The organism is Affinirhizobium capsici, from assembly GCF_977018625.1.
The window spans coordinates 188167-213323 of sequence record NZ_CDRNXD010000008.1; the positions used below are offsets into that span (position 1 = coordinate 188167).

The following is a 25157-nucleotide window of genomic DNA, read 5'->3' on the forward strand; positions in this document are numbered from 1 at the left end:
TACTCTACCCGCCGAGCGAGAAGTCCTTACCGTCTTCTCGCTTCAGCGATACCCGATATTCATAGCGATCCGCACAGTAGAATATTTCTGCTGCATAAAATGGCTTCAAGCTGGCGTCGAAAAATATGCGGTTGACCAGCATAAGTGGCGCGCCAACCGGTATTTCAAGATGCTTTGCCGCATAATCGTCCGCCAAAGTGGCGGTCAGTGTCTGCTCGACTTGCTCGACGGTTGCGCCCGCCCGTTGAACGAGATCGATCATATTGGTCGTGGCCAGATCCTGCCGTTTCAAGGTCTGGCCGATTTCCGGCAAAAGATAAGCGATGGACAGGGAATAGGGACGCTTTTCCAATGAGCGGACGCGCACTGCGCGCACCAGGTCAGCGGTGGGAGCCAACCCCATTTGCGCCGAGATGCGTGGCGGTGCCTGTGCCGTTTCCAGACTGATGACCTTCAGCCGAGTACTTTTGCCAACCGCGTTTAGATAGCTGAACAGCCCGTTGACGTTGGAAACCACCGCCCTGTTGAGCTTGTTTTCTTTCGATCTGTCGCTGACGAAGGTTCCCTTGCCACGGGTTCGGGTTACCAGTCCTTCTGCCGTCAGCATTTCCATGGCCTTGCGAATGGTAATGCGGCTTACCGAAAAGCTTTCCGAAAGCTCGGCTTCGCTCGGCACAGGCGCGTTGCCTGGATAATACCCTTTCATAATTCGCTCACGCATAACCGCGTAGATCCGATGATAGAGCGGTGTCGGCGAATGTATCTCAGCCATAGTGGTTCAGGTCTCGTTAGAAGCAGTGGGTCTTTAATGTCGGGCAGTCGGTTGATTAAACATCCTAACGAGGCTCTCTTTGGTCTTCCATCGAAGATTTCTTTCGCGAGAATGAAGCTTCACGTTGTTTGACTATAGCCCAAGGCGATTGATTGACCGTTCACACTCGCTTTTGGTTGAGCGCTTTCTGGACAGCAATGAGCCCCTCGTCACGTATCTTCTCCAGATCGCAAACACTTCTGCCATCCGCCTCAATCCAGATGCCACCAATCAGCTTGCGCTTTGTTTCCTCATCAAGCGCGGGATGCCCTAAGTCTTCCCATCTCTTGACCTGGCTCGGACCCAGATGCGCCAGATAATGCTCAATCCCGCCGGGACCTCCGCCCAGATGATACGCCATATGAGCGCCAACCACTGACCAACGCAAACCGGGACCGTAAACAAGGGCCGCATCGATATCCTTCACCTCTGCGATACCTTCGGCCACCATGTTGACCGCCTCTCGCCAAAGGGCAGAGGCTAGACGGTTGGCAATATGCCCCCTCGCCTCTCGCTTCACGCGAACAGGCTGGCGTTCGAACCTGCGATAGAAACGGTCTGCTGCATCGAAGCGGATTGTATCAGCGGAAAAAATCTCCACGAGGGGCATCAGATGAGGCGGATTGAAAGGATGTGCGGTGATGAGTCTCGCCGGCTCCGCCATGCCTTCACTCAGTTCAGACCATATGAGGGATGAGGTGCTAGATGCAATAATGGTCTCGGCAGGTGCTGAAGCTATGATCTTTGCGTAAACCTCTCGCTTCAAGGTAACATTTTCAGGAACGCATTCCTGAATCCAGGCTGATTTTTCGACAGCCTCTGCGATTGATTGAGGCAGATACAGTTGGCCGGGTTCGGATACGCCGTTCATCAGCGTTTGAACCTGAAGCCTGGCATGCTCTACGCGCTCGATAAGGTTCTTACGTGCGGCTTCTGAGGGCTCAAAGAGTGCAACATCAGCACCGTAGGCGGTAAAAAGAGCCGCCCAGCTCTCACCAATCAATCCGCCGCCAATGATGGCGATAACTTCGCTGTTGCTGTCGCTACGCGCCATGTTTGACAAAGCTCCTCAACATTGTTTCGTGCAACAATTGTCATGGCCAAGAGCCGAGCGTCAATCTAAAAGTTCTAAGATTATATCTTTATTATGTTTAAGCAGCCTCTTTTCCAGCTAGTCTTCCAGACCGCTTAAACGTCTCAGATCAGTGAATACACCCTTATTGCCTGCCCAGATCGGTCCAGGCTCGGATAGACTGCCATCGAATTGCGCAAGCCCGCCCGCTTCCCGAATGAGCACCATGCCTGCCATGCAATCCCAGCAGAACAGAGTTGGGTCATAGTATCCGGCCAGCCGGTTGGACGCGACATAGGCCAGCATGAGCGCACCTGAACCCACCCGGAAGATAACGCCACCTTCCTGATAGAGGCGGGTGACAAACTGACCAACCTCCAGAGGATCGGCGCGCTCTGTTCCACCATAGCCTATGGTGGTGGAGCGAATATTCCAATTTTGATTGAGCGTAAGTGGCCTTCCGTTCAGTGTCGCGCCGGCGCCCGTTCTTGCTGCGTAAAGCTCATTGAGCAAGGGCGCACAAACGACGCCAACCACCGGCTCACCATGATGAAGGACTGCTATGGATACGGTCCAATTGGGTTGGCCGACGAGGAATGCCATCGTGCCATCGATGGGGTCTATCACCCAATCAAAACCAGATTGTCCTGGGAGACCTCCTGCTTCCTCGCCAACGATGCCGTCTTCCTTGAAACTGCGCATGATGGTTCTGCGCATGTAGGCCTCGGTCGCTTGATCGGCAGCGCTTACCAGATCCTGGGAGGAGGATTTCTCGGAAAAGCCTAGATCGTCAGGTCGCTTTAAGAAGCTCCTCGCTTTCGCGCCAGCGCTTTTGGCTAGCTTCATTGCCAGCGTCAGGCGCTCATCGATCTCAGAAGATATGGGGCTCTTAGTTGCCATTGAATACCGCTCCTCCCACAGTTCAAGTTCATCATAAAACGACGAACTATGCTATTGCAAAAAGAAAAATACAGATGTATCGATTAGCCATCCCACTGAGAGGATGGTGGGAAGAAGTCATTGAAATGATAGGCATAAGCCGCCTTTGTTGCGGATGGCGAAGCTGTGCCTATCAATTGCCCCGTGCGCCATGAGCAGCAAGCCGGGAGGATCCTGCTCATGTCTGCATGCATCATGCCAGATGGATTGAATACTGAAAAAAAGCTGCCGGGGAGGCAGTGGATCTGCGAAGGAGGAGAGGAATGAAAAAGTTTCTAAAGGTTTGCGCTAGTGTTCTGGCACTGGCTACTGCAACCACGGTCATGTCGGCTCCGGCCCATGCCGATTGGCTGGAAGATGCGGCAAAACCGCTGAAGGGAACCGAGATCAACGGTATCTTCCTCGATCGACCTGGTTATCGCGCCATCATCAAGCTGCTGCCTGAATTTGAAAAGAAGACCGGTATCAAGGTCAATTACGAGATCGTCCCCTACGAGAACACACGCGAGAAAGAAGTTTTGAACTTCACATCTCAGGGCGATCTGACGATGGCGCTTGTAGACCTCGTCTGGATTGGTGAGTTTGCCGAAAACGGCTGGATCGAGCCGGTCGAGAACTTCACCAAGGACAAGACGATTACCGATCCAAATCTCAAGCTGGACGGGTTTTTCCCGCTTCTGCTGGATGCCTTTGGCTCGTGGGGTGGAAAGACCTACGGGCTGCCCTTCGACAACTACTCCGGCCTGCTCTTCTATAACTCTTGCAAGCTCAAGGAAGCAGGCTTCGATAAGCCGCCAGCAACCTGGGATGAGTTGATGAATGTCTACGGTCCGAAGCTCACGGACGCATCGAAGAACCAATATGCCTATGCTCTTCAGTCTCTTCGCGGTGAAACACAGTCTGCCGATAGCTTCATGCGCTTTCTGTGGCCATTCGGTGGTTCGCTGCTGAACAAGGAATTCAAGTCCAACCTGATGAGCAAGGAAAGCCAGACCGGCCTCAAATTCCGTCAGGATCTGATGAAATATATGCCCCCCGGCATTGTGAGCTTCGACCATGCGGAAGCCGTGAATGCGCTTGCCCAAGGTCAGGTGGCGATGATCACGGAATGGTCCGCCTTCTATGGAACGCTGGTTGATCCAGCAACATCCAAGCTCGGTGATTGCCTAGCCGTGGGACCGGAACCTGCAGGCCCCGCAGGACGTCTGCCAGCACTCGGCGGCTTCTCGCTTGCAGTGGCATCGCAAGCGTCCGAAGAGCAGAAAAAGGCAACCTGGCTGTTCATCCAGTGGGCTACATCGGAAGATATTGCCAAGTCCTATGTGGAAGCTGGCGGCGTGTCGGGTCGTATGTCAGTCTATAACGATCCAGCTATCAAGGCGAAGTATAAGTTCGTCGAACCCATGGTTGCCTCCTGGCAAAAGGGCGTACCCGAATTCCGTCCGCGTTTCCCGGCATGGCCCGCCATCTCGGAAGTGGTTGCGGAATGGGGCTCCAAGATGATGCTGGGTGAAGTTTCCGTCGAGGCTGGCTCGAAGGAGATCGGCACGCGCATGGAGGATATCCTGAAGAAGGAAGGCTATTACGACGGCAAGAAGAAGCTGTTGCAATAAGCTGCACTTCTCCCCCTGTCTCCCAGGATGTTCGCGAGGCAGATGGCGTTGGATTAGCTCCGTCGTCATCTGCCCATTCTTACCTCTGATAGAAATACAAGATCATGCTCCACCTCTACCAGAAGGCATTGGACGAACTTGGGCTTTCCCTTGGCAAAATTGATGAAGCCCAATTTCAAGCCGCCGTTGACGAGATCAGCAAAGCACGCCGCATAGCGCTCTATGGTGTCGGCAGGGAAGGATTGCAGATCAAAGGATTGGCCATGCGGCTTTTCCATCTGGGTCTCAATTCTGCTGTGGTAGGAGACATGACAACGCCTGCAATTGAGGCTGGCGATCTTCTCATCGTATCAGCTGGTCCGGGAGATTTTTCCACCGTCTCTGCCCTGATCGGTGTTGCTCGCGAAGCTGGCGCGCGCATCCTTGTCGTCACGGCCACACCGTCCGGTGCAGCAGCTACCAAGGCCGATCTGGTGCTGCATGTTCCGGCCCAGACAATGGCAAACGATCAAGGCGCTCTCACCTCCGTGCTGCCTATGGGCTCGCTTTATGAAGGCGCATTGTATGTGGCGTTTGAATTGCTGGTTCTGGCCGTTCGGGAAAAGCTTGAGGTACCTGCATCGGCCATGCGGGCAAACCACACCAATCTTGAATGATGACCAAGCGGCCAAGTCGCGATGTGTTGCGAAGCATAGCTTGGAACTGCTGCATTGAAAGGAACCACGGATGAAAAATGCATCCCCTGGAACAGCCGTCAGGCCCAACCGTGGCTATGGCCGATGGACGCCCTTCTGGTTCCTCGCTCCAGCCGTCGGTACGCTTTTCATCATCGGCATCTATCCAATGCTGTTTGCCGTGGTTACATCCTTTCGCCAATATAATATCGCCCGTCCGCGCGACGGTTTTCCATTTGTCGGTTTCGATAATTACGCATCGGTTTTGACAGATGGCACGTTCTGGGCCTCGCTGTTTCTGACCGCAAAATTCTATGTCACCGTGCTGCCGATCCAGATCGCATTGGGCTTGATGATTGCTCTCTTGCTGCACAAGCCAGGCATGGGATTCCTGAAGTCATTGGCGCGGGTCACCCTCGTCGTGCCTCTCGCGACGACGTATGCCGTGGTTGGTCTCATCGGCCGCTTGATTTTCAACCGAGATTTCGGTGTTGCGAACTGGTTGCTGGATGCGATCGGCATTGGAGGGCTGGATTGGCTGGGATCAAAGGCGGGTGCTTTTGCGGCCATTGTCATCATGGACATTTGGCAGTGGACGCCTTTCTGCGCTCTGATTTTCCTGGCGGGCCTTTCCATGGTGCCGGGTGAGATCGAAGAGGCTGCCCGTCTTGAAACCTCATCAAAATGGTCGCTGCTAAAATATGTGCAGCTCCCTTACCTTATGCCCGGTCTTACAGCGCTGCTGATCCTGCGTTCCGCAGATGTGTTGAAGCTGTTCGACATGGTGTTCGTTATGACGCGCGGCGGACCCGGCTCTGCGACGGATCTTGTTTCGGTCTATATCCAGCGCGTCGGTTTCCGCATTTTTGACCTTGGCACTGCCTCGGCCCAAGCCATCCTGCTGCTGATCATCACTATTCTGCTCAGCCGCCTCTATATCCGCATCCTTTACAAGGAGGTGCACTGATGCGTCTCTCATCCGGCACAATTCTGCACGCTCTTGGCCTGACAGCCGTCATCCTCTTCACGCTATTTCCGTTCTATTGGATGGTATCGGCAAGTTTTAAAACCCAGGCTGATATCCTTGCCTCGCCGCCGGTTTGGCTGTTTACGCCAACGCTTGATCATTACCGGGAAATCTTTGCAGATTCAAAGGTTCTTGGCGCTGTTGGCAACTCGCTGCTGATAGCAACGGCAACCACGGCACTTGCGGTTATCCTCGGAGCGCCCGCCGCCTTCGCGCTTGCCCGCTATGACTTTCGCGGCAAGTCCGACCTCTGGTTCTGGTTTATCTCCAACCGCATGACGAGCCCAATCGTTTTGGCTCTGCCGGTTTATATTCTGGCTCTGCAATTGAAGATGCTGGATACGCATCTGGTTCTGATCCTCATCTATCTCACCTTCAATCTGCCCATTGTCGTCTGGATTTGCACGGACCAGTTCAAGTCCATCCCGCCGGACCTTGAACAGGCGGCACGGCTGGATGGTGCCGACCAGTTCACAATTTTCCGCAAAATCTACCTGCCGCTCGGGGCACCGGGAATTGCTGTCTCTGCAATCTTTTCCTTCATCTTCTCGTGGAATGAACTTCTCTATGCGCTGGTGCTAACGCGCCGCAATGTTCAGACAGCACCGGTTGTGGCGACGAGTTTCATGTCTGGCTACGAGCTTCCTTGGGGCAAGATCATGGCGACAGGCACGGTGATTGTTCTGCCCGTGACGATTTTCGCACTCATCGTATCGCGGCACATGGTGCGCGGCCTGACGATGGGAGCAACGAAATGACGAACACGGATATGCCGGGGATTAATTTGTCGTTCTGTGTCAAACGGTGGGTGACGCCTGAGCTTTGGGCACCCGTTGTTCGTGATGAGTTGGGGCTTGATCTCGTCCAGTTTTCCTTTGACCTTGTTGATCCCATGTGGCCATCAGCGCTCCTGTCTCGTCATGCAACGCTGGTGCGTCAGCTTGCAAGCGACCATGGCATAAAGGTTCACAGCGCCTTCATTGGCCTTGCGCATTACACTTTCAACCAACTGCTCCATCCGGATCAGGATGTTCGTGCCTATGCGGAGCAGTGGCTTCAACGGGCTTACGAATTTGCGGCGGAGGCAGGTATTCCAGGTGTGGGTGGGCCGCTGGGTGCCATCGCCTCTCGCATCGATGGCACAGAAGCTGAAGCCATCAATGATCGCGATTATGCAGAGCTGATTGAGCGCATGCTACGCCTGGGAGAAAAGGCGAAAACTAGCGGCTTGCGCGAGCTCTATGTCGAGCCAACGCCTATGCGTCGGGAATGGCCCTGGACCGTTCAGCAATCCCGGAAAATGATGCGCGACGTCGCCTCAAGTGCCACGCCATGGAGCCTTTGCGTGGATTGGGGCCACGGCACGTTTATGCCGCTCTACGGCGATGCAGCCGATACCATGGAGCCTTGGCTGGCTGAGCTTCACGACGTTATTGGCGCGGTGCATCTTCAGCAGACCGATTTTCAGTATGACCGGCATTGGGATTTCACCGAGGAAGGACGGGTCAATTTGGGCGCAGCCAAAGCCTTGCTGGAGCGTGTTGGGCTTGCGCAAGCGCCTGTCTTTTTGGAAGTGTTTTATCCATTTGAACGCGATAGCACATCGATATTGCGCGCATTAAAGGCATCGGCTGCATCTCTGAAGCAGGCTTTTGCCTGAGCAGGAGGACATAAATCATGCCGGTTAAGGGAACAGAGAAAATCACCAATGCCATTGACGATATGGACGCCCAGCAAATCCGCGCTCGGGTCGCATGGCTTTATTTCATCGGCGGCATGACGCAGCAGGAGATTGCAGATCAACTGGGGCTCACTCGGTTGCGGGTGAACAAGACGCTCGGTCAGTTGCGGACAGATGGTTCGGTGGTGGTCGACATCCGTCTGCCGATGGCCAATTGCATAGAGCTGGAAAACCGTCTCGCGGAACGCTTTGGATTGGAAGAGGTCTGCGTGATCCCCACCCTGCCGGACGATACGGAGAACCAGCGCGCTGTGGGTGATGCAGCAGGTGGTATTCTGGATCGGTTGCTTGAGGATGGCATGGGTCTTGGCGTGGGATGGGGAAAGACGCTGACGGCAGGATTGAAACGTCTCACGCCCCGTCCCCTCCCCGAGAGTTGGGTCACGTCCATCATGGGCGGGCTGACGCGGGGTTCCGGTTCCAGCACATTCGAGGTCGCGACCGGCTACGCGAGGGCAATTTCCGCAGAGTGCTGGTATCTCACAGCGCCGCTTTACTTCCCCTCCTCAGAGAGCCGGGAAGCATTGCTTTCCCACCACGGAATTCGTGAAACCATGCGCCGCGCGCGCTCCGTCGACGTTGCTCTGGTTTCCTGCGGCGATATGACATCCCGCTCGCTTTTGGTGCAGACACCGACCGTGTCGGAAAATCTGGAGGGTCTTCGAGCCGCCGGTGCTGTGGGCGATCTTCTAGGCGTTTTCATCGATAGCGAGGGCAAGCCCGTAGATCATCCGCTCAATGAGCGCGTGCTTTCCGTCACGCCGGAACAGCTGAAATCAGTACGCCACTCCATCCTCGCATCTGGCGGCTGGTACAAGGTGGATATCATCCGCGCCATCTTGCGAGGTGGCTTTGTGAAGCGGCTGGTAACGGACGAAAATTGTGCCGCTGGCCTGCTGGAAGGCGAAAAGAAACATCACGACAAGCGAGATTCATAACGGCGGGGGTGACCTTGCCATGTGACTTTACGGAATTGGGAGTAACTGGACATGACATTCCTCCAACTGGATAACATCAGGAAAACATTCGGAGAAGTGAGCGTCATCAAGGGCGTCAACATCTCCGCGTCCAAGGGGGAATTCGTGGTTTTCGTCGGCCCATCCGGTTGCGGAAAGTCGACCCTGCTGCGCATGATTGCGGGGCTGGAAGACGTAACCTCTGGCACGCTTTCAATCGATGGCAAGGATGTCACCTATGAGGAGCCAGCCAAGCGCGAAGTGTCGATGGTGTTTCAATCTTACGCGCTTTACCCGCACATGAGCGTTTTTGAAAATATGGCGTTCGGGCTGCGCATGGCGAAGCTTCCCGAAGATGAAATTCGCAGCCGGGTTGGGGAAGCCGCTCGCATTCTGCAAATTGAACCGCTTCTGGAGCGTAAGCCGCGCGCGCTTTCCGGCGGTCAGCGCCAGCGCGTGGCAATTGGCCGGTCTATTGTCCGGAACCCGAAAATCTTCCTCTTCGATGAGCCACTTTCCAACCTCGATGCGGAACTCAGAAGCCAGATGCGAGTGGAAATTGCAAAGCTGCACCGCAACCTGGGTGCGACCATGGTCTATGTAACGCATGACCAGGTGGAAGCGATGACGCTCGCGGATCGCATTGTCGTGCTTCGGGCTGGCCTGGTGGAGCAGATAGGCTCACCCACAGAACTTTACGACCGGCCAGCGAACACCTTCGTCGCAGGCTTTATTGGTTCGCCGAAGATGAATTTCCTCAGTGCAAAAGTGCTTGAAGCTGATGGCACGAGCCTCAAACTTTCCCACCCCGCCTTCGTCGGCGGAAGCCTTTCTCTTTCCCATCCGTCAGCGGGCCGTGCGCATATCGGCGACACATTGACGGTTGGTTTGAGACCGGAACATCTGACCGCTTCTTCAGGCACTCCCCTGCTCAATCTAGTTTTGGATTTTGCCGAAAACCTGGGTGGTTCAACGCAGCTTTATGCGCGCGCGCAAGATGAGATGGTCACAATCGTGACGGCTGGACGCCCTGATATTGCGCCCGGTTCTGCCCTTGGCGCTGGAATTGATCCAGCACACATCTATCTCTTTACGCCAGATGGATTGGCTCTCTAACAAGGAATGAAAAAGATGAAAGCTCTGGTTCTCGAACGCCAAGGCGAGCTATCCCTGCGCGATATCGATCTGCCGTTGGCTGTCGGCCCGAACGACGTGAAGATTGCGATTCATACGGTTGGGGTATGCGGTAGCGACGTCCACTACTACACGCATGGCGCCATCGGTTCTTTCGTGGTGCGCGAGCCCATGGTGCTTGGTCATGAAGCCGCGGGTACGGTTACTGAGGTAGGTTCAAACGTCAGCCATTTGCGCGTGGGAGATCGCGTTTGTATGGAGCCCGGCGTTCCCAATATGGAATCTCGCGCGTCTAAACTCGGCATCTATAACGTCGATCCCGATGTGCGCTTTTGGGCGACGCCGCCTATCCATGGCGTTCTAACGCCCGAGGTCGTTCACCCTGCCGCCTTTACCTACAAACTGCCGGATAATGTTTCTTTCGCTGAAGGAGCAATGATCGAACCCTTTGCGGTTGGCATGCAGGCGGCTACCCGCGCACGTATCACACCTGGCGATGTGGCCGTGGTTATCGGTTGCGGCCCCATTGGCATCATGACGGCAATTGCAGCCCTTGCCGGTGGCTGCTCACGCGTTTTTATCTCGGATCTCAGCCCGGCCAAACTTCACATTGCAGGGCAATATTCGGGCATTACGCCGGTCAACATCAAGGAAACCTCCCTTAACGAGACGGTACTGCGTGCAACCGATGGCTGGGGTGCGGATGTGGTGTTTGAAGCAAGCGGTAGCCCCCGCGCCTACGAGGGGATATTCGATCTGATGCGTCCAGGTGGAGCACTCGTTTTGGTGGGGCTACCCGTGGAGCCCGTTCACTTTGATGTTCCCGCTTCCATTTTCAAGGAAGCGCGGATCGAAACAGTGTTCCGCTACGCCAATAATTTCGACCGTGCGGTCAACCTGATCGCCTCCGGCAAGGTCGATCTCAAGCCGCTGATCACAGACACATTCTCATTCGATGACAGCATCACCGCCTTCGAGCGTGCTGCGAAAGCTTTACCCGAGGATGTGAAGCTGCAGATTCGCCTGGCCGACTGAGCCTCAACGAGATTGGTAGCAGTGGAGTTGCGACGATGACGAAGGTGATGGAAGGCAAGGTTGCGGCTATTACTGGGGCGGCCTCAGGGATTGGCTTGGCTTGCGCGCGCAAGCTTATCGATGAGGGCGCGACAGTCGTTCTCATTGATCGAGCCGAAGAAAAGCTGCGGTCACTTTGCGAGGAGCTGGGAGAACGCAGCCGGATGGTGGTTATAAACCTCTTAGACGGCCCGGAGGTTTCTAACCTTTTGCCTCGTATCCTTGAAGTGGCTGGCAGGCTCGACATCTTCCATGCCAACGCCGGTGCCTATGTTGGCGGGCCGGTGGCGGAGGGTGATCCCGACGCCTGGGACAAGATGTTGAACCTCAACATCAATGCTGCCTTCCGCAGTGTTCATGCTGTTTTACCGCATATGATCGCTCAAAAGAGCGGTGATATCCTCTTTACCAGTTCGGTTGCAGGTGTGGTGCCGGTGGTATGGGAGCCAATTTACACGGCCTCCAAATTTGCTGTTCAGGCTTTCGTTCACACCACTCGCCGTCAGGTTTCCCAGCATGGCATCCGCGTTGGCGCGGTTCTGCCAGGGCCTGTGGTGACTGCATTGCTGGATGACTGGCCCCCTGAAAAAATGGAGGAAGCTTTGGCGAATGGTAGCCTGATGCAGCCACAGGAAGTGGCAGAAGCAGTGTGTTTCATGTTGTCTCGTCCGCGCAATGTGGTCATTCGTGATCTTGTGATTTTGCCCAATAGCGTGGATCTATAGGGCTGACATCTGCGTGCGAGGAGTGAGGCATGAGCGGTTCCAAATATTTCATCGGCGTTGACGTTGGAACAGGTAGCGCTCGCGCTGGCCTCTTTGATGATGAAGGCAAGTGCCTTGGAACCGGAAAGCGGGATATTAACATCTACCGCGAGCATCACATGGTGGAGCAATCGAGTGCCAATATCTGGCAGTCGGTCTGTGATGCTGTGCGATCTGCCGTAGAGGCGGCAGGTGTGTCTGCTCAGGATGTAGCAGGTCTTGGGTTCGACGCGACCTGCTCACTCGTTGTATTGGGTGAGGGGGGCGAGCCCCTTGCTGTTGGTCCCTCCGAACAATCAGCGCGCGACATCATCGTCTGGATGGATCACCGTGCGGTAGATCAGGCGGAACGCATCAACGCCCTTGGACACGGAGTGTTACGCTATGTCGGCGGCCGCATTTCGCCCGAAATGGAAACACCGAAACTGTTATGGCTTAAGGAAAACCGGCCGCATATCTTTTCGAAAGCGTGGCAATTCTTCGATCTGGCCGATTTTCTGACTTGGCGTGCGACCGGCAGCCTGGCGCGTTCGACCTGCACTTTGGCCTGCAAATGGACGTATCTTGCGCATGAGCGCCGTTGGGACCCGAGTTACTTTCGGCAAATCGGTCTTTCCGAACTTGCCGATGAAGATTTTTCCCGTATCGGTCAGCAAATTGTGGAGCCGGGAACACCCGTGGGAAGTGGTTTAACGGCTGAGGCAGCGCGTGACCTTGGTCTTGCCGAGGGGACGCCCGTTTCGGCAGGTATGATCGATGCACATGCTGGCGGCATCGGCACAGTCGGCATTGGCGGCACGCCGGAGCGCAATATGGGCTATGTGTTCGGAACATCCTCCTGCACACTCACCTCTACATCCAGTCCGAAGTTCGTGCCCGGCGTATGGGGTCCCTATTATTCGGCCATGGTGCCGGGTCTATGGTTGAATGAAGGTGGTCAGAGCGCTGCGGGCGCAGCAATCGATCAATTGATCAGTTTTCATCCCGCCTTTCACGAAGCTCAGGAAAAAGCCAAGGCCAGTGGTCTGTCTTTGCCTGTGATGCTCGCTGATCTTGCCTCCTCAAGCCATGACTCTGCATCGCATGTGGTCGCACTGGCAACGGGGCTACATGTCGTGCCGGAATTTCTGGGGAATCGAGCGCCCTTTGCCGATCCGGGAGCCCGCGCTGCAATTGCGGGTCTCGGCGTTGAACGTGATCTCGAAAGTCTGGTCTCGCTTTACCTCGCCGGTCTCTGCGGTATCGGCTATGGCTTGCGGCAGATCATCGACGCACAAAAAGAAGCCGGTGCCGATGTCGACCGGATTATCATCAGCGGCGGGGCTGGACAGCATGGCCTGACGCGCCAAATCCTCGCCGACGCCAGTGGCAAGCCGGTCATTGCGCCGGAAACATCTGAACCCGTTTTGCTCGGGGCAGCACTTCTGGGAGCCACGGCGGCAAAAGCCTTTCCTGATCTCAAAAGCGCGATGCAGGCTTTGAGCAAGCCCGGGCAGACCTATGAGCCCGCTTCGGGGGACATCCGAACCACCCACGATAAGCGGTTCAATGCCTTCTGTATCCTGCAAGCACAATTGCGCAGTATGCGCGATTGCTGATGAGGCAGAAGACACGGCTGGCTGATCCATCAAACGCGTGAATCGAAGCGACCGTTTCGATTCACATTTGTCGTTGGACGCGCAGGGTTGCTTCGGCGACCATGCCGGGCATGAAAAACAGCACCTCAAGCCTTTATCTGGAACGGGTTGATCGCCAAAAGAACATGGCGAGGTTCTATCGACTATCGCTGGAAATCGATCTTTTTGGCCACGTCATCGTTGTCCGGAGCTGGGGACGGATCGGGACCTTTGGGCGACAGATCAATCAATCGCATGGGGGCACAAAAGAAGCCGAGATTGAGTTTCGAAGGATGGCCGCTTCAAAGCTCAAGAGAGGCTATAGACAAGTCCTGTAAGCGATCCAGCGACTTACAAGCGCGGTTTGTTCGTGGCGCTCGCTGACTTAATGATTCCGATTCGGCTCTGCAAAAGGGGCTTGGCACGCTGTATCGCTTGGCAAATAGAGCCCTGTTTGCGATTTCATCTGTGAGTCATTTAACCGCTCTCTTCGACCGAAGCTACTCAAAAGCATAGCAGAATCAATTAGGAAGCTGGTTTGCGGAGCTTTAAAGGATTTGTGCCCGGATGCAAATGGTGTGAAGCCAGTGGACGCGGACCGGGAATCGTGTACTAGCTTCTGGCGGGCAAGCGTCGATAAACCGACGTTGAGCCGCCAAGAGGGTTTTATGGCGATAGCAGAAAAGGCAGAGCTGCCAGGAGCAGCCAAGGAAGATGCGGGCAGCAAGATCATGCGGCATGCAGGGCTTTTGTCCCAGCAATTGCAGCAGCTGCGCATGCATATGTATCCGCCAAAATCCGAGAAGGCACTGCGTCCTTTCCTGACAAGCGAAGTTTCGCGGCTCACGTCGATTCCCGATTCTACACTCAAGCTCATGTCGAGTGAAGGTCGCGGACCTGTGCCAGGCCGTCTGGAAAACAATCATCGTGTCTACACGCTCTCCCAGGTGAATGAGTTGCGCGAACTTTTCGCGCGGCAAAAGCCTGCAGAAGCGCTCCGCTTTCTTCCCCGCCGGCGGGAAGGCGAGCACCTGCAAGTGGTTGCCGTTGCCAACTTCAAAGGCGGAAGCGCCAAGACGACCACTTGCGTGCACCTCGCGCATTATCTTGCGTTACAGGGATATCGGGTTCTTGCACTTGATCTTGATCCGCAAGCTTCGCTTTCAGCCCTGTTCGGCGCACAGCCAGAGGTCGATGTTGGCGCGAACGAGACGATCTATGCGGCTCTTCGATATGAAGAGGCAGAACGTAGGCCAATTCGGGATATTATTCGCAAGACTTATTTTGATGGCGTCGATCTCATTCCAGGCAATCTTGAAGTCATGGAATACGAACATGAGACGCCACGTGTTCTGGCGAGCAAAGCTGGCGCGGGTGCTATTTTCTTTGAGCGCTTGAAGTTGGCCCTGTCGGAGATTGAGGCAGACTATGATGTCGTCATCCTCGATACGCCCCCGTCCCTCGGCTTTCTCACGCTTAGCGCCATCTATGCGGCGACCAGCATGATCATCACAGTACATCCCGCCATGCTGGATGTAGCGTCGATGAGCCAGTTTCTGTTGATGATGGGCGACCTGATCAGTGTATTGAACGAAAGCGGCGCCCAGCTCGACCAGGATTTCATTCGTTATCTTGTGACGCGGCACAATCCCAACGATGCCCCCCAGTCTCAGGTGGTTGCGATGATGCGCCATCTCTTCGGTTCAGATGTTCTGCTGCCTACCGCCATCGAAAGTACTGCAGTTGAGGCCGCGGGACTAGCGAAGCGTTCGATCTACGAGTTGGAAGTGGGGCAACTCGGTAGAGAAACGCACAAGCGAGCACGCGAGGCGGTGGACGCCGTCAACGAAGCCATTGTCGAGCTCATCAATAAAAGCTGGGGGCGCACGTGAGTAAATCCCCTCGTAAATCCATCGTGGCAAGTTTCGGCCTCCTGTCGGCGCAGTTGGGCAGTGAAGATCGCGCACCAGAGAAGGTGACGCCAGAGCTAGCTCCCGTGACACCACCTCGTGTCGGTGCTGGTGTGATCGGTGCAGCACATCGCGCAATCGACGACATCCGCAGTGAACGTGACCGTCTGAAGGCGCTGCTGGAATCGGGTGGCGGTCTTGTACGGGACATCGATACTGCGCTGATTGATCCCTCTCCTTTTCCCGATCGACTGCCTGACGACGACCAAAGCGACTTTGAAGCGTTCAAACAGTCGATTGAGCAAGAGGGGCAAAAGGTTCCAATTCAGGTTCGAAAGCACCCCACGAAGGATGGCCGCTATCAAGTGGTTTATGGCCATCGCCGTTGTGAAGCGGCGCGCCAGCTTGGAAAGCCGGTGCGCGCGCTTGAGGTGGAGGTTTCTGACCTTGATCTGGTTCTGGCTCAAGGGATTGAGAATGCATCACGTCAGGATCTGACCTGGATCGAGCGTGCCTTGTTCGCGTGGCGAATGGACCAAGCTGGCATCAGGCCGCGGGATATCTACGCAGCTCTTTCAATTGAAGACGCTGAATTGGCGCGTATGCGAAATGTCTGCCGATCTGTTCCTTCTGATATTCTGGAATCGATTGGCCGCGCGCCTAAAATCGGGCGACCGCGATGGCTGGATCTTGCCAAATTGCTGTCAGTTGGAGAACACGCAGTCGTTTCCGCACGCAACCTGCTTTCAGAACTGCCTGGTGCGCTACGGTCCGATGAGCGCTTCCAGAAGCTTATGGCAGGGTTGAAGCCCGATCATTCGTCCGCTTCAAACCAGAAGGTTCTGCTTGTTGACGGATCAAAGCTCGCGACTTTGGCGCTTAAGCCGAAAGAACTGAAGATTGTTGCCGAAAGTCATTACGGAGCAGAGTTTCTGCGCTTCATTGAAGCGCAATTACCGCAACTGACAGCGGATTTCGAAAAACACATCAAGATCAACAAGGCCTGACATCTGTCAGGCCAAACGAGTTTAACGCGGAAGGAAGACGCAAAAGAAAAAGGCCCCCAAACGTTGCCGTCGTGGAAGCCTCTCTCTGTGTGTGAGAACTAGAGAATCGCATTTCCTCGAATCCCAGTCAAGCGTTTTCGGCACCTGTTTGGTGAGCAATTTTCTGTTGCCTTTTGAAAGGTAAGAGAACATGCACCCGACCAACATAACGACGCCCTTTGGGCGGCGCGGGGTAACGCTTGCCGTCGTGCAGCGGCAGATGGATGTGAAGGCGATCAAGCCTGGAAAGTCCGTCGACAAGTGGAAAGTGTTCCGCGATATCGCAGAAGCACGGCCATTACTCGGTCTGCAGGACCGTAGCCTTGCCGTCCTCAACGCTCTTTTGAGTTTTCATCCTGAAACCGAATTGACGGAAGGCGAGCCACTGGTGGTCTTTCCGTCCAATGCGCAACTTTCTCTTCGCGCTCATGGAATTGCCGATGCAACACTGCGCAGACATCTGGCGAGCCTTGTCGAATCTGGTTTGATCTTACGCCGCGATAGCGCCAATGGGAAACGCTTTGCCCGAAAGAACCCAGAAGGACGGGTAGAGGATGCCTTCGGATTTGATCTATCCCCCCTTTTGCTGCGGGCAGAGGAGTTTGCCATCGCGGCACAGTCCGTCGTTGCTGAACGGCACGAGCTGCGTCGGACCAAGGAGCAGATCACGATTTGCCGCAGGGATGTTCGCAAGCTGATTTCTGTTGGTCTGGAGGAAGGGCTTGGTGGGAATTGGTCCTCTTTCGAGGACGATTATATTCAATTGATCGCGTCCTTTCCGAAAGTCTGGAATGCTGTTTCGGCGGGCAGTCTGCTGGCTGAACTGCGTGCTCTACAACAGAGGGTACTCAAGCATCTGGAAGTAGAAGAAAAATCTGAAAATAAGAGCGGCAATGCCGATCATACTGAGCGGCACATACAGAATTCAAATACACAACACCGTAAAGAATCTGAACCTGGCTTTAGAAAAGACAGAGGCGGCGCTGCAGCAGAAAAGCAGCCTGTTGATACACGACCAGCCTTCCCGCTGGGGTTCATATTGAAAACATGCCAGGAAATCTCAGCCTATGCGCCGGGCGGCTCCATTGCGAGTTGGAAAGATTTGATGGGAGCGGCCGTGGTCGTGCGATCAACTCTCGGCGTAAGTGCATCGGCCTATCAGCATGCGTGCGAAGTGCTTGGGCCGGAGAATGCGGCCATAACGGTTGCCTGCATTCTGGAACGTGCACAGCATATCAATTCAGCCGGTGGATATTTGCGAAACCTTGTAGATCGAGCAAGCCGCGGCGAGTTTTCTGTCGGACCAATGGTAATGGCTCTCGTTCGTACCAATGCCCAGACATCATTACAGACAGGGTGAGACGTTCATGCATTTCGAGCAATGATAAGCTGCTGATCTTGAGACGAGAGCATATCTGCCACTTTCTCAGCCGTGAGTGGGCGCGCGTAGATGTAGCCTTGGACCAGCTTCGCATCCAGACCTCTTAGGGCGGCAAGCTCATCCATCGTTTCCACACCTTCGACAACGCATTCAAGCTCCATATCGCGGCTTAGGGCCAGAAGTGATTTCACGATCTTGTAGCTGGCAGGTCTCTTGTGCAGATCTATCACAAAGCTTCGATCGATTTTAATTTTAGTCAGCGGCAGCGCGTGCAAACGCGTCAAACTAGAATAGCCGGTACCAAAATCATCCAGTGAAATGCCACAACCTAACAGTCTCAGCATCTCAACCGATTGTTTCACCTGTTCGAAGTCATGAGCGAAGGCTGTTTCGGTGATTTCGAGGTCAAGCCGTTGAGGGTCGAAGCCGCTCTTTTCGATAATGCCAATAAGCGACAGCACGCCCTCATGTGAATTGAGATCGTGAGCAGACAGGTTAAACGAAAGCCTGAGATTGGGTTCCCAGCATGCGGCAGACGCGAGCGCCTTTTTGAGCAAAGGGCGCGTCAGTGAACCCACAATACCAGCCCTTTCCGCTACGAGGAAAAACTGGTTTGGTGGCACATTACCCAAAACAGGGCTATGCCATCTCCCCAGAGCTTCGAAGCCTGAAACTCTGCCTGTCTCTATATCGACGATAGGTTGGAACACGACGGAGAGCTCTTGGGTAAGAGTATCCTGCTTCAACAGGTGCTGCATACGCGCTTCAACATTCATTCGCTTTTCATGCTCAGCATCAAACAGCACGGCTCCACCCCGATGCGTCTTTTTCGCATGATAGAGTGCATAATCCGCGCGATCGAAAAGCTGTTCCAGCGTCGTCGCAAGATTGGGGAAAACGGCAATTCCCATGGAAGCTGATATTTGGATTGATCCCTCGGGCATAGGAAAAGGTGCGAGTAATTGCGCAGCGATCGCATTCGCATTTTTGACCAGCTGGGCATCATCCGGTATGGTCGGCGCGATAATAGCAAATTCATCTCCACCTAATCGATAGGCTTGGCTCAGCTTCAAACTTCCAACCAAACGTTTGCTGACCTCGATTAAAAGTCTGTCACCAACGGAGTGGCCGTACAGGTCGTTGACGGGTTTAAAGCCATCAAGATCAATGACACCAAGGGCGAGGCGCGTGCCCTTAGCCCTCGCTTTCTCCAACTCCGTTTCCAGATGCGCAAAGAAAGCGCGCCGATTGGGTAGACTCGTCAGACTATCAACATTGGCAAGTTGAAGGTTCTCGTTGCTCAACGCTTCGGTGCGTTGTTGTGCGATGACCATTTGCTCGAAGTTACGATAATTGGTCAAAAGAATGGATATCATTCCAGCGCAGACAAGCGAGACATTGATAGCGATTGCAATAAATGTAGGTTTTTGAGAAGCGAGAAAGAAAACAATAAACGCGCCGTTTACTATGATAGTAACTATAAATGCGGCAGAGCGCAGATACATTAAACAAAATATGCAGGAGATAACAGTGATCGCCATGTAAAATACTACATGCGATTGTTCGTAGGCATGGCCGTATGGTGAAAGCGACAGCGACCATAGCGTAAACGCAAGGGCTATTCCGACAGCAAGCCGATTTGTGCGTTGTAGGGCGCGGTGAGCGACGTCCGTGTCTGGTTCAACCCCGTAATTCTTCCACCAGAAAGCTACTCTGAGGCCGCAACCGATTGTGAATAACGAGGGAATGACGACCGTCAGCCAAATTGGCGCAAGAGAAACGTGAGTAGCGGCTAGTGCCCATGTGCTTGAAAGCAGGATGAAATACATCATGGGCAATTGTCTTGAAAAAGCGCGATATTGCGCTTTCAGAAGCTCAGGGTTATCCGCCCTAACCGACATAAAATGCTGTAATTTCCGTACGCCATTCAAGATTTTCATCTACTCGACTCAGCTTCATCGAAGCTTTTACTTTGGCATAGCTACGTTACCTCAATGAAAACGGGTGGGGTAAATAAATTGGAAACAACCTGAGGATGTTGAGGCGAACGCCCGCTGACGCATTTCCGACCACGTTTCGCCTCATGAAGCAGCAGCGCTGCAGCCTAGAGCAGGTCCGAGCCAAAAATGCAGTAGCAGACACAGATAGAATAGAGCATTTTCGCTGATCCGGTTCTGCCTGAAATTCTCTAGGCAAGAGACGCATCTGTGTCCCAATCATCGAGATAACTACGCATCCATTGCCATTTCTCGGCTTATCGGTAGATTTCGGGGGCTGCGGAAGGCTGTGAGATCCGAAAATTCGAGCTTGGTATCTGCCAATTCCCATCCACTCAGCCCTTCCAAGATAATCGGATAGGCAATTTCGCTGATTAGATGAATGAGATGGCTTCCAAGACAGGTATGGATGCCCTGACCAAGGGTAATGACCTTTCGAGCTTCTTCACGAGCTAGGTTCAGCTGGTCCGGATTGGGAAAGACAGCCTCATCCCGATTGGCGGAGGCAAGGCATAGATAAATGCGTCCGCCAGCCGGGATGACAGTATCACCGACCGTGTAGTCGCTGCGAGCGATGCGGATGACCAGAAAGCTGGCGCTATCCCAGCGCATCAACTCACGAATGGCGTTGCGGAGAAATGCAATCTCATGCCGACGCTCGAAAAGGAGCGCCCTCTGATCCGGATGAAGAAACAGTGCGCGGATGGAATTGGTGAGATGCATGGTTGTGGCGTCGTTACCGGCCAGGACCAGTAGCATGCATGTGGAAATTACTTCATGCTCGCTGATGCTGCCACCTTCCGATGCGGTAATGAGAGCATCGATAACAAGGTTGCCTTTCACGGAGCGACGCTGTGCGATCACCTCTTTGAAGTAATCGCGCATCTCATCCAGCACCTCCATAACTCCAACAAACCTACCAAGCCCACTTTCATTCATCGAAATGAACACAAAGCGCACCAACTTGTCCGACCATTCGGATAGTCGGCCCAAATCTTCATCGGGCACACCCAGCATGCCGCCAATGACGTAGGATGGTAGAAAAGCTGCAAAATCGCGGACGAAGTCGGCTTGATTTGCACGTGTGGTCATACGATCGACGAGACCCGTGACTTTTTCCTCAATCAGGGGTCTCATGTTGTCAATCGCGGCTGGCAAAAAGGCCGCATTAATGCTGCCACGAATGCGCGCGTGAAATGGTTGATCTATAAATGTCAGCCATTCTTCGAAATGTTTCATCACACTATTGCTGCGTCCGGCGTAGCGTATGAAAGGTTTCATGACATCATTAGATAAAGCCGCATGATCCATCAGCGCCTGCCGGACATCCAGGTAGCGCGTCAAGCAGTATGCGTGCTGTGATGCGATCCAGTGAACGCCGCCATCTTTGCGCCAGCGTTCCAGTTCCGGATAAGGATTTGCCATGAATGCCGGATCAATGATGTCGACGCTTTTCGGTTTCTCGATGATCGCCGCCATATCTGGCACCCTCACAATCTTCCAAGAGATTGAACGATATCGTACAGGCGTTCGCCAGCAGCGACCCGACGTTCGATCTCCTGCTCCGTGCTTTCGACAGTGAGGCAAAGATCGATGACATCCGGAAAAATGCGTTGTGGAATGCAGATGACGCCGGTCTTATCCGCAAAAATCCAGTCACCTTCGTGAATGGTCACATTGCCGATCCGGCACCAGGTGCCAGTTTCTTTCACCTGATAATTGCCCTGTGTATCGGCTGGCGCATAGTTGGTGGCCCAGATCGGGATGTCGAGTTCTTCCAGCACATGTGCATCGCGCGCAGCTCCACCCAGAACGATGGCCTCAAAGCCAATGCGTTCAAAATGACCGGCACTGAAGCCTCCCGCCAGCGCAAATTCGGTCAACAGACCATCTTCAGCTCCCGCGACGTAAATCTTTCCCTTGCCCGCATCTATATCTGGCAGAAGGAATTGCGCTACCGCATCCCAGGTTGAGCCCTGCGGAGCCATGATACTGGAGGGCTTGCGGACTGGCGACCAGCGGACCGTACAGGCTTGGCCAAGGACCGGCCTTGCGTTCGTTTTTCCAATCACTTGCGACGGCAACACACCCCAAAAACCTTTACCGTCCAAGACATCGGCGATTGTTCCCGAGTGGAGCTTCATGGCAAGGTCTTCAACCTTCAACTCGCGTTGCTGTGCATTTGCGTTCATGATCATCCTCAAATCTTTGAAATAAAGCGAAAAATGACAGTATTTTAGGTGGCATCAGCAGATGTGCCGCATCATCTGGTCAGGCATTTTCAATATGGAATAGTGATCGCCAGAGGCGTCGTGGATTGCCCAGCGATCGGCGGTTATTTGAAGGATGGCTTCAATGTGTGATCGTTCTACAGTTTCGTAGATGCCGGCTGCCGGGATAATGACGTCAAGTTTCATAAGCGCAGGTGCTGGGCTTTCCGGCTTGAAGCTATTATGGGCCGCGATCTGACGTCTCATTGCATCGACAAAGCTCACAACCTCATCTCGGCGAAAGACCCTGGATGCAATGAGTGCCTCCGCCAACCCTCCATCCGGCACCTCCGCAAATCTCTTGGCAAAAGCTGGAGGGAAAGTAGACACATACCATCTCAGCAGAGCATCCTGTGTTTTAGGAAAGTCTTCTGGTTCTGCTTTGCCGTCAAAGTTGCATGGAAGCGCATCGATCATAACAACATGGCTCTTCAGTCCCCTGTCCGCCCGAAGTTTTCCAAGCGCATAGGCGACGCGGCCACCGAAGGAATGGCCGACAATTGTAAACTTCGCACTGCAAACCAAATCTGGCATCAGGTTCTCAAGGCAGTTCGCCACTTCGGCGACGCTTTGCAATGCGCTGTCATTTCGGAACAGGTCGGTCAGTTCCACTGCGACAAGCCCAACCCCCCGGTCTGCTAGAGATTGAGCGAGAGGATTGAGGGACTGGCTGAATGAAGCGACACCAGGAATGCCAAGCCAAGGTGCGTGTTCACCGTTAGAGAGAGTTTTGAGCATGTTTTGCAATGACCTAACTGGCGCGTTGGAACTGCCGCAGAATGACTGATTAAGAAGCTGTTTGCCGCGCCGCAGGTTTTGTCAGTTGAACCTAGGAGCATTGCGGGTTCAATCGTTCAGGAATTCTGGCCCAAATCCTGTTGCTGAAGTGCAAGCGCGTCGCTTACCTGCCGCACAGTGGTTAGAACCACGAGATCGGTAAGTGCAATATCGAGATTGAATTCATCAAACACCATGTCAGCCATTTCCAGCATCATCATGGAATGGCCGCCGAGCGAGCTGTAACTGTCATCGATAGACAGCGATTGCACACCGAACAGCTTTTTCCATATCGCCAACAACCGCCGGTCATTTTCATTGCGAGCATCCGATAGGGCGCTTTCAGAAGCGACGGGCCGCATGGTGGCGAGGGCGTGTCGGTCCACCTTGCCTGATGCATTAAACGGTAAGGATGCGAGCTGATGAAAGGACTTCGGGATCATGTAATCTGGAAGTTGCTCAGCTAATTTCGCGCGAATGATCTCTGGCGTGGTATCCTGGAAAACGACGAATGCCTCGAGTGCTACGACGCCGCCATGATCCGCTGTGATCGGTAGCACCTCTGCATCCACGACATGAGGTAGTCCCGTCAGGGCGGCGCGAACTTCATCTAGCTCGATCCGGAACCCACGAATTTTGATCTGGTTGTCAGCACGACCGAGGAATTCGAGCTGAAACTCGCTGTTCCACCGCGCCACATCCCCAGTGATATATCCCCGCTCCCCTTCACGTTGACGCAAATGTTCTGGGAGGACGATAAAATGTTTGCTCGTTGCCTCTGGTCGTTTGATATAGCCCTTTGCAACACCGTCGCCCGACACAATCAGCATGCCTCTGGCCCCAGCTGGCAAGGGACGGTAATGGTCATCAACAACCCATGCAGTAGAATTGGCCAAAGGTCTGCCAATAGGTACACGATCCGGCAAAACCGAACCCACAGGATAGACTGTAGAGAGAACCGTGTTCTCGGTCGGGCCATAGGCGTGGATCAGTTCAAGTTGCGGGAACCTCCCACGTAGGCGCCGTACAGTCTCGATTGCCGTCAGTTCGCCGCCGTAAATCAGGTAACGCAGTGGAGCCAGAGCCTCAATGTCCGACGCGACAATATGCGTCAGCAGAGCACTGGTGATGACCATAACCGAAACTTGCTTTTCTCGTACAATCTTCCTGAAAAGGTCGAGCTCGGTAATCGCCTCCTTGCCAAGGCATATGATCGGGATGCAGTTGAGCAGGGCGCTCCATATTTCAAAGGTTGAGGCATCGAAGCCATGGCTTGAAATCGCCCCGAGCCTATCATCTTTCTCCCAGGTAATGTGGCTGGCGTTGATGGCAAACCGCAGTACGTTCCGATCAGTGATCAACACCCCCTTGGGCTTGCCGGTAGAGCCCGATGTGTAGATTGCATAAGCAATGCTGTCGGCTGTCCGTTTACGTGGTTGAAACTGACTATCTCGATTGAGCGGAAGATTTTCAAAACGGTGAAATGAAGAGGGCAGCGCTTCACCCTCCTCCAGCACAATGACCGTACAAGTTTCGGCATCGGCAAATATCTGCTCGATCCGGGACGATGGGTTCTTTGGTGAAACGGGTACGTAATAGCCCCCCGCCATCAGAATCCCAATGTAAACAGCGTAGGCCTTGTCGCTGCGATCAACAACAACACCGACGGCTCGATCCATGGGATCACAGATGGAGGTAAGCCAACCTGCAATCGCGCGTGCCTCGACGAGAAGCTCCGCCATACTGATCTGCTGCTCATTGGCGATCAGCGCTGTTCGGTAGGGGTCTGCAGCCGTGGATTTCAGCAGTTCAGAGATGAGATCGGAATGGCGGGGATAAACGACAATTGTGTCGTTCACCTTCCTTAATTCGGACAATTGCCGAGGGGGAACCAGATCGAATGAGACCAGCATCTGTGTTGGGGAAGCTTGCAGTTGAGTTCCATAGAATTCGAAGCATTCAAACAGGCAATTCCACCAGCCCTCAAATAGGCTTTCATCTTGAGATGTGACGTTGAGGGATAGACCATTCGCTTCTGCTGCGAAACGGATATCTAATGGCTTGCCGTTATTGCCATTGATGAGGCTGACAGCGAGATTCTGTTTGTCGATCAATGCGTTCTTGGCATTGGCCTCTAGCAGCTGCGCCTGCGAGTGTCCTACCAGATTGGCGAAAGTCGAAAGGTCTTTAAAGTCATAAATGATGATCACTTCGTCGCAGGCTGAAGCCTGTTTCACCTTAAGCCCTACAATGGACGTGTTCGTAAAACTTGACACAGTGAAAGCGAGGACTGGCAAAATATGCTCAGCGGCCTTGCTCCAAACGTCTTGCTTGCCCGAAGCGAATGATTGCGAG

General features: G+C 54.0%; 22 protein-coding genes. 14 read left to right on the forward strand and 8 right to left on the reverse strand.

What is annotated here, in order from left to right:
- Nucleotides 1-4: 4 nt before the first annotated feature.
- From AC0JZ1_RS20880 to AC0JZ1_RS20890, 3 genes are all read right to left on the reverse strand, one after another.
- Nucleotides 5-772 (reverse strand): GntR family transcriptional regulator, encoded by a 768-nt coding sequence (locus AC0JZ1_RS20880; protein ID WP_471884346.1) that lies wholly within the window; start codon nucleotides 770-772, stop codon nucleotides 5-7.
- 160 nt (nucleotides 773-932) lie between these two features.
- Entirely contained in the window at nucleotides 933-1865 is a 933-nt protein-coding gene (locus AC0JZ1_RS20885) for a 3-hydroxyacyl-CoA dehydrogenase NAD-binding domain-containing protein (protein WP_471884347.1), read from the reverse strand.
- A gap of 117 nt (nucleotides 1866-1982) precedes the next feature.
- Nucleotides 1983-2783, reverse strand: a complete 801-nt coding sequence (locus AC0JZ1_RS20890) for an inositol monophosphatase family protein (protein ID WP_471884348.1) — start codon at nucleotides 2781-2783, stop codon at nucleotides 1983-1985.
- A gap of 302 nt (nucleotides 2784-3085) precedes the next feature.
- On the opposite strand from AC0JZ1_RS20890, the gene AC0JZ1_RS20895 reads away from it, so the two are divergent.
- The 14 genes from AC0JZ1_RS20895 (at nucleotide 3086) to repC (ending at nucleotide 17737) form a co-directional block, all read left to right on the forward strand.
- Nucleotides 3086-4435, forward strand: a complete 1350-nt coding sequence (locus tag AC0JZ1_RS20895) for an ABC transporter substrate-binding protein (RefSeq protein ID WP_471884349.1) — start codon at nucleotides 3086-3088, stop codon at nucleotides 4433-4435.
- Between the two features lie 104 nt (nucleotides 4436-4539).
- Entirely contained in the window at nucleotides 4540-5091 is a 552-nt protein-coding gene (locus tag AC0JZ1_RS20900) for an SIS domain-containing protein (RefSeq protein WP_471884350.1), read from the forward strand.
- Nucleotides 5092-5161: 70 nt separating this feature from the next.
- Nucleotides 5162-6076: a carbohydrate ABC transporter permease gene (locus AC0JZ1_RS20905; RefSeq protein ID WP_471884351.1), complete on the forward strand. Its 915-nt coding sequence runs from the start codon at nucleotides 5162-5164 to the stop codon at nucleotides 6074-6076.
- Nucleotides 6076-6894 (forward strand): carbohydrate ABC transporter permease, encoded by an 819-nt coding sequence (locus AC0JZ1_RS20910; protein WP_471884352.1) that lies wholly within the window; start codon nucleotides 6076-6078, stop codon nucleotides 6892-6894. The genes AC0JZ1_RS20905 and AC0JZ1_RS20910 overlap by 1 nt, the downstream gene beginning before the upstream one ends.
- Entirely contained in the window at nucleotides 6891-7796 is a 906-nt protein-coding gene (locus tag AC0JZ1_RS20915; RefSeq protein ID WP_471884353.1) for a sugar phosphate isomerase/epimerase family protein, read from the forward strand. Before AC0JZ1_RS20910 ends, AC0JZ1_RS20915 begins: the two co-directional genes overlap by 4 nt.
- A gap of 17 nt (nucleotides 7797-7813) precedes the next feature.
- The gene (locus tag AC0JZ1_RS20920) at nucleotides 7814-8815 is read left to right on the forward strand and encodes a sugar-binding transcriptional regulator (protein WP_471884354.1); all 1002 of its coding nucleotides are present in this window, start codon (nucleotides 7814-7816) and stop codon (nucleotides 8813-8815) included.
- 51 nt (nucleotides 8816-8866) lie between these two features.
- Entirely contained in the window at nucleotides 8867-9949 is a 1083-nt protein-coding gene (locus AC0JZ1_RS20925; RefSeq protein ID WP_471884355.1) for an ABC transporter ATP-binding protein, read from the forward strand.
- 15 nt (nucleotides 9950-9964) lie between these two features.
- Nucleotides 9965-11002, forward strand: coding sequence for an NAD(P)-dependent alcohol dehydrogenase (locus AC0JZ1_RS20930; protein ID WP_471884356.1), 1038 nt, complete (start codon nucleotides 9965-9967; stop codon nucleotides 11000-11002).
- Between the two features lie 35 nt (nucleotides 11003-11037).
- Nucleotides 11038-11766 (forward strand): SDR family oxidoreductase, encoded by a 729-nt coding sequence (locus AC0JZ1_RS20935; RefSeq protein WP_471884357.1) that lies wholly within the window; start codon nucleotides 11038-11040, stop codon nucleotides 11764-11766.
- A gap of 29 nt (nucleotides 11767-11795) precedes the next feature.
- The gene (locus AC0JZ1_RS20940) at nucleotides 11796-13403 is read left to right on the forward strand and encodes an FGGY-family carbohydrate kinase (RefSeq protein WP_471884358.1); all 1608 of its coding nucleotides are present in this window, start codon (nucleotides 11796-11798) and stop codon (nucleotides 13401-13403) included.
- Nucleotides 13404-13513: 110 nt separating this feature from the next.
- Nucleotides 13514-13759 (forward strand): WGR domain-containing protein, encoded by a 246-nt coding sequence (locus tag AC0JZ1_RS20945; protein ID WP_471884359.1) that lies wholly within the window; start codon nucleotides 13514-13516, stop codon nucleotides 13757-13759.
- 330 nt (nucleotides 13760-14089) lie between these two features.
- Nucleotides 14090-15313: a plasmid partitioning protein RepA gene (gene repA, locus AC0JZ1_RS20950; protein ID WP_471884360.1), complete on the forward strand. Its 1224-nt coding sequence runs from the start codon at nucleotides 14090-14092 to the stop codon at nucleotides 15311-15313.
- On the forward strand, nucleotides 15310-16338 hold the full coding sequence (gene repB / locus AC0JZ1_RS20955) for a plasmid partitioning protein RepB (protein ID WP_471884361.1): 1029 nt from the start codon (nucleotides 15310-15312) through the stop codon (nucleotides 16336-16338). The genes repA and repB overlap by 4 nt, the downstream gene beginning before the upstream one ends.
- Nucleotides 16339-16528: 190 nt before the next feature.
- Entirely contained in the window at nucleotides 16529-17737 is a 1209-nt protein-coding gene (gene repC / locus AC0JZ1_RS20960) for a plasmid replication protein RepC (protein WP_471884362.1), read from the forward strand.
- Between the two features lie 5 nt (nucleotides 17738-17742).
- Here repC and AC0JZ1_RS20965 read toward each other — a convergent pair whose 3' ends face one another.
- From AC0JZ1_RS20965 to AC0JZ1_RS20985, 5 genes are all read right to left on the reverse strand, one after another.
- Nucleotides 17743-19698, reverse strand: coding sequence for a putative bifunctional diguanylate cyclase/phosphodiesterase (locus tag AC0JZ1_RS20965; protein ID WP_471884363.1), 1956 nt, complete (start codon nucleotides 19696-19698; stop codon nucleotides 17743-17745).
- Between the two features lie 288 nt (nucleotides 19699-19986).
- A complete protein-coding gene (locus AC0JZ1_RS20970) occupies nucleotides 19987-21234 on the reverse strand; it encodes a cytochrome P450 (protein ID WP_471884364.1) in 1248 nt (415 codons plus the stop codon).
- A gap of 11 nt (nucleotides 21235-21245) precedes the next feature.
- Nucleotides 21246-21947 (reverse strand): RraA family protein, encoded by a 702-nt coding sequence (locus AC0JZ1_RS20975; RefSeq protein ID WP_471884365.1) that lies wholly within the window; start codon nucleotides 21945-21947, stop codon nucleotides 21246-21248.
- A gap of 54 nt (nucleotides 21948-22001) precedes the next feature.
- On the reverse strand, nucleotides 22002-22763 hold the full coding sequence (locus tag AC0JZ1_RS20980) for an esterase/lipase family protein (RefSeq protein WP_471884366.1): 762 nt from the start codon (nucleotides 22761-22763) through the stop codon (nucleotides 22002-22004).
- Nucleotides 22764-22879: 116 nt separating this feature from the next.
- A complete protein-coding gene (locus AC0JZ1_RS20985) occupies nucleotides 22880-25039 on the reverse strand; it encodes a non-ribosomal peptide synthetase (RefSeq protein ID WP_471884367.1) in 2160 nt (719 codons plus the stop codon).
- Nucleotides 25040-25157: the final 118 nt, after the last annotated feature.

Excerpts from the sequence above, each read along its gene's own strand:
- AC0JZ1_RS20880 (WP_471884346.1), bottom strand. The coding sequence starts at position 772 with ATGGCTGAGATACATTCGCCGACACCGCTCTATCATCGGATCTACGCG.
- AC0JZ1_RS20885 (WP_471884347.1), bottom strand. The coding sequence starts at position 1,865 with ATGGCGCGTAGCGACAGCAACAGCGAAGTTATCGCCATCATTGGCGGC.
- AC0JZ1_RS20890 (WP_471884348.1), bottom strand. The coding sequence starts at position 2,783 with ATGGCAACTAAGAGCCCCATATCTTCTGAGATCGATGAGCGCCTGACG.
- AC0JZ1_RS20895 (WP_471884349.1), top strand. The coding sequence starts at position 3,086 with ATGAAAAAGTTTCTAAAGGTTTGCGCTAGTGTTCTGGCACTGGCTACT.
- AC0JZ1_RS20900 (WP_471884350.1), top strand. The coding sequence starts at position 4,540 with ATGCTCCACCTCTACCAGAAGGCATTGGACGAACTTGGGCTTTCCCTT.
- AC0JZ1_RS20905 (WP_471884351.1), top strand. The coding sequence starts at position 5,162 with ATGAAAAATGCATCCCCTGGAACAGCCGTCAGGCCCAACCGTGGCTAT.
- AC0JZ1_RS20910 (WP_471884352.1), top strand. The coding sequence starts at position 6,076 with ATGCGTCTCTCATCCGGCACAATTCTGCACGCTCTTGGCCTGACAGCC.
- AC0JZ1_RS20915 (WP_471884353.1), top strand. The coding sequence starts at position 6,891 with ATGACGAACACGGATATGCCGGGGATTAATTTGTCGTTCTGTGTCAAA.
- AC0JZ1_RS20920 (WP_471884354.1), top strand. The coding sequence starts at position 7,814 with ATGCCGGTTAAGGGAACAGAGAAAATCACCAATGCCATTGACGATATG.
- AC0JZ1_RS20925 (WP_471884355.1), top strand. The coding sequence starts at position 8,867 with ATGACATTCCTCCAACTGGATAACATCAGGAAAACATTCGGAGAAGTG.
- AC0JZ1_RS20930 (WP_471884356.1), top strand. The coding sequence starts at position 9,965 with ATGAAAGCTCTGGTTCTCGAACGCCAAGGCGAGCTATCCCTGCGCGAT.
- AC0JZ1_RS20935 (WP_471884357.1), top strand. The coding sequence starts at position 11,038 with ATGACGAAGGTGATGGAAGGCAAGGTTGCGGCTATTACTGGGGCGGCC.
- AC0JZ1_RS20940 (WP_471884358.1), top strand. The coding sequence starts at position 11,796 with ATGAGCGGTTCCAAATATTTCATCGGCGTTGACGTTGGAACAGGTAGC.
- AC0JZ1_RS20945 (WP_471884359.1), top strand. The coding sequence starts at position 13,514 with ATGAAAAACAGCACCTCAAGCCTTTATCTGGAACGGGTTGATCGCCAA.
- repA (WP_471884360.1), top strand. The coding sequence starts at position 14,090 with ATGGCGATAGCAGAAAAGGCAGAGCTGCCAGGAGCAGCCAAGGAAGAT.
- repC (WP_471884362.1), top strand. The coding sequence starts at position 16,529 with ATGCACCCGACCAACATAACGACGCCCTTTGGGCGGCGCGGGGTAACG.
- AC0JZ1_RS20965 (WP_471884363.1), bottom strand. The coding sequence starts at position 19,698 with ATGAAAATCTTGAATGGCGTACGGAAATTACAGCATTTTATGTCGGTT.
- AC0JZ1_RS20970 (WP_471884364.1), bottom strand. The coding sequence starts at position 21,234 with ATGGCGGCGATCATCGAGAAACCGAAAAGCGTCGACATCATTGATCCG.
- AC0JZ1_RS20975 (WP_471884365.1), bottom strand. The coding sequence starts at position 21,947 with ATGAACGCAAATGCACAGCAACGCGAGTTGAAGGTTGAAGACCTTGCC.
- AC0JZ1_RS20980 (WP_471884366.1), bottom strand. The coding sequence starts at position 22,763 with ATGCTCAAAACTCTCTCTAACGGTGAACACGCACCTTGGCTTGGCATT.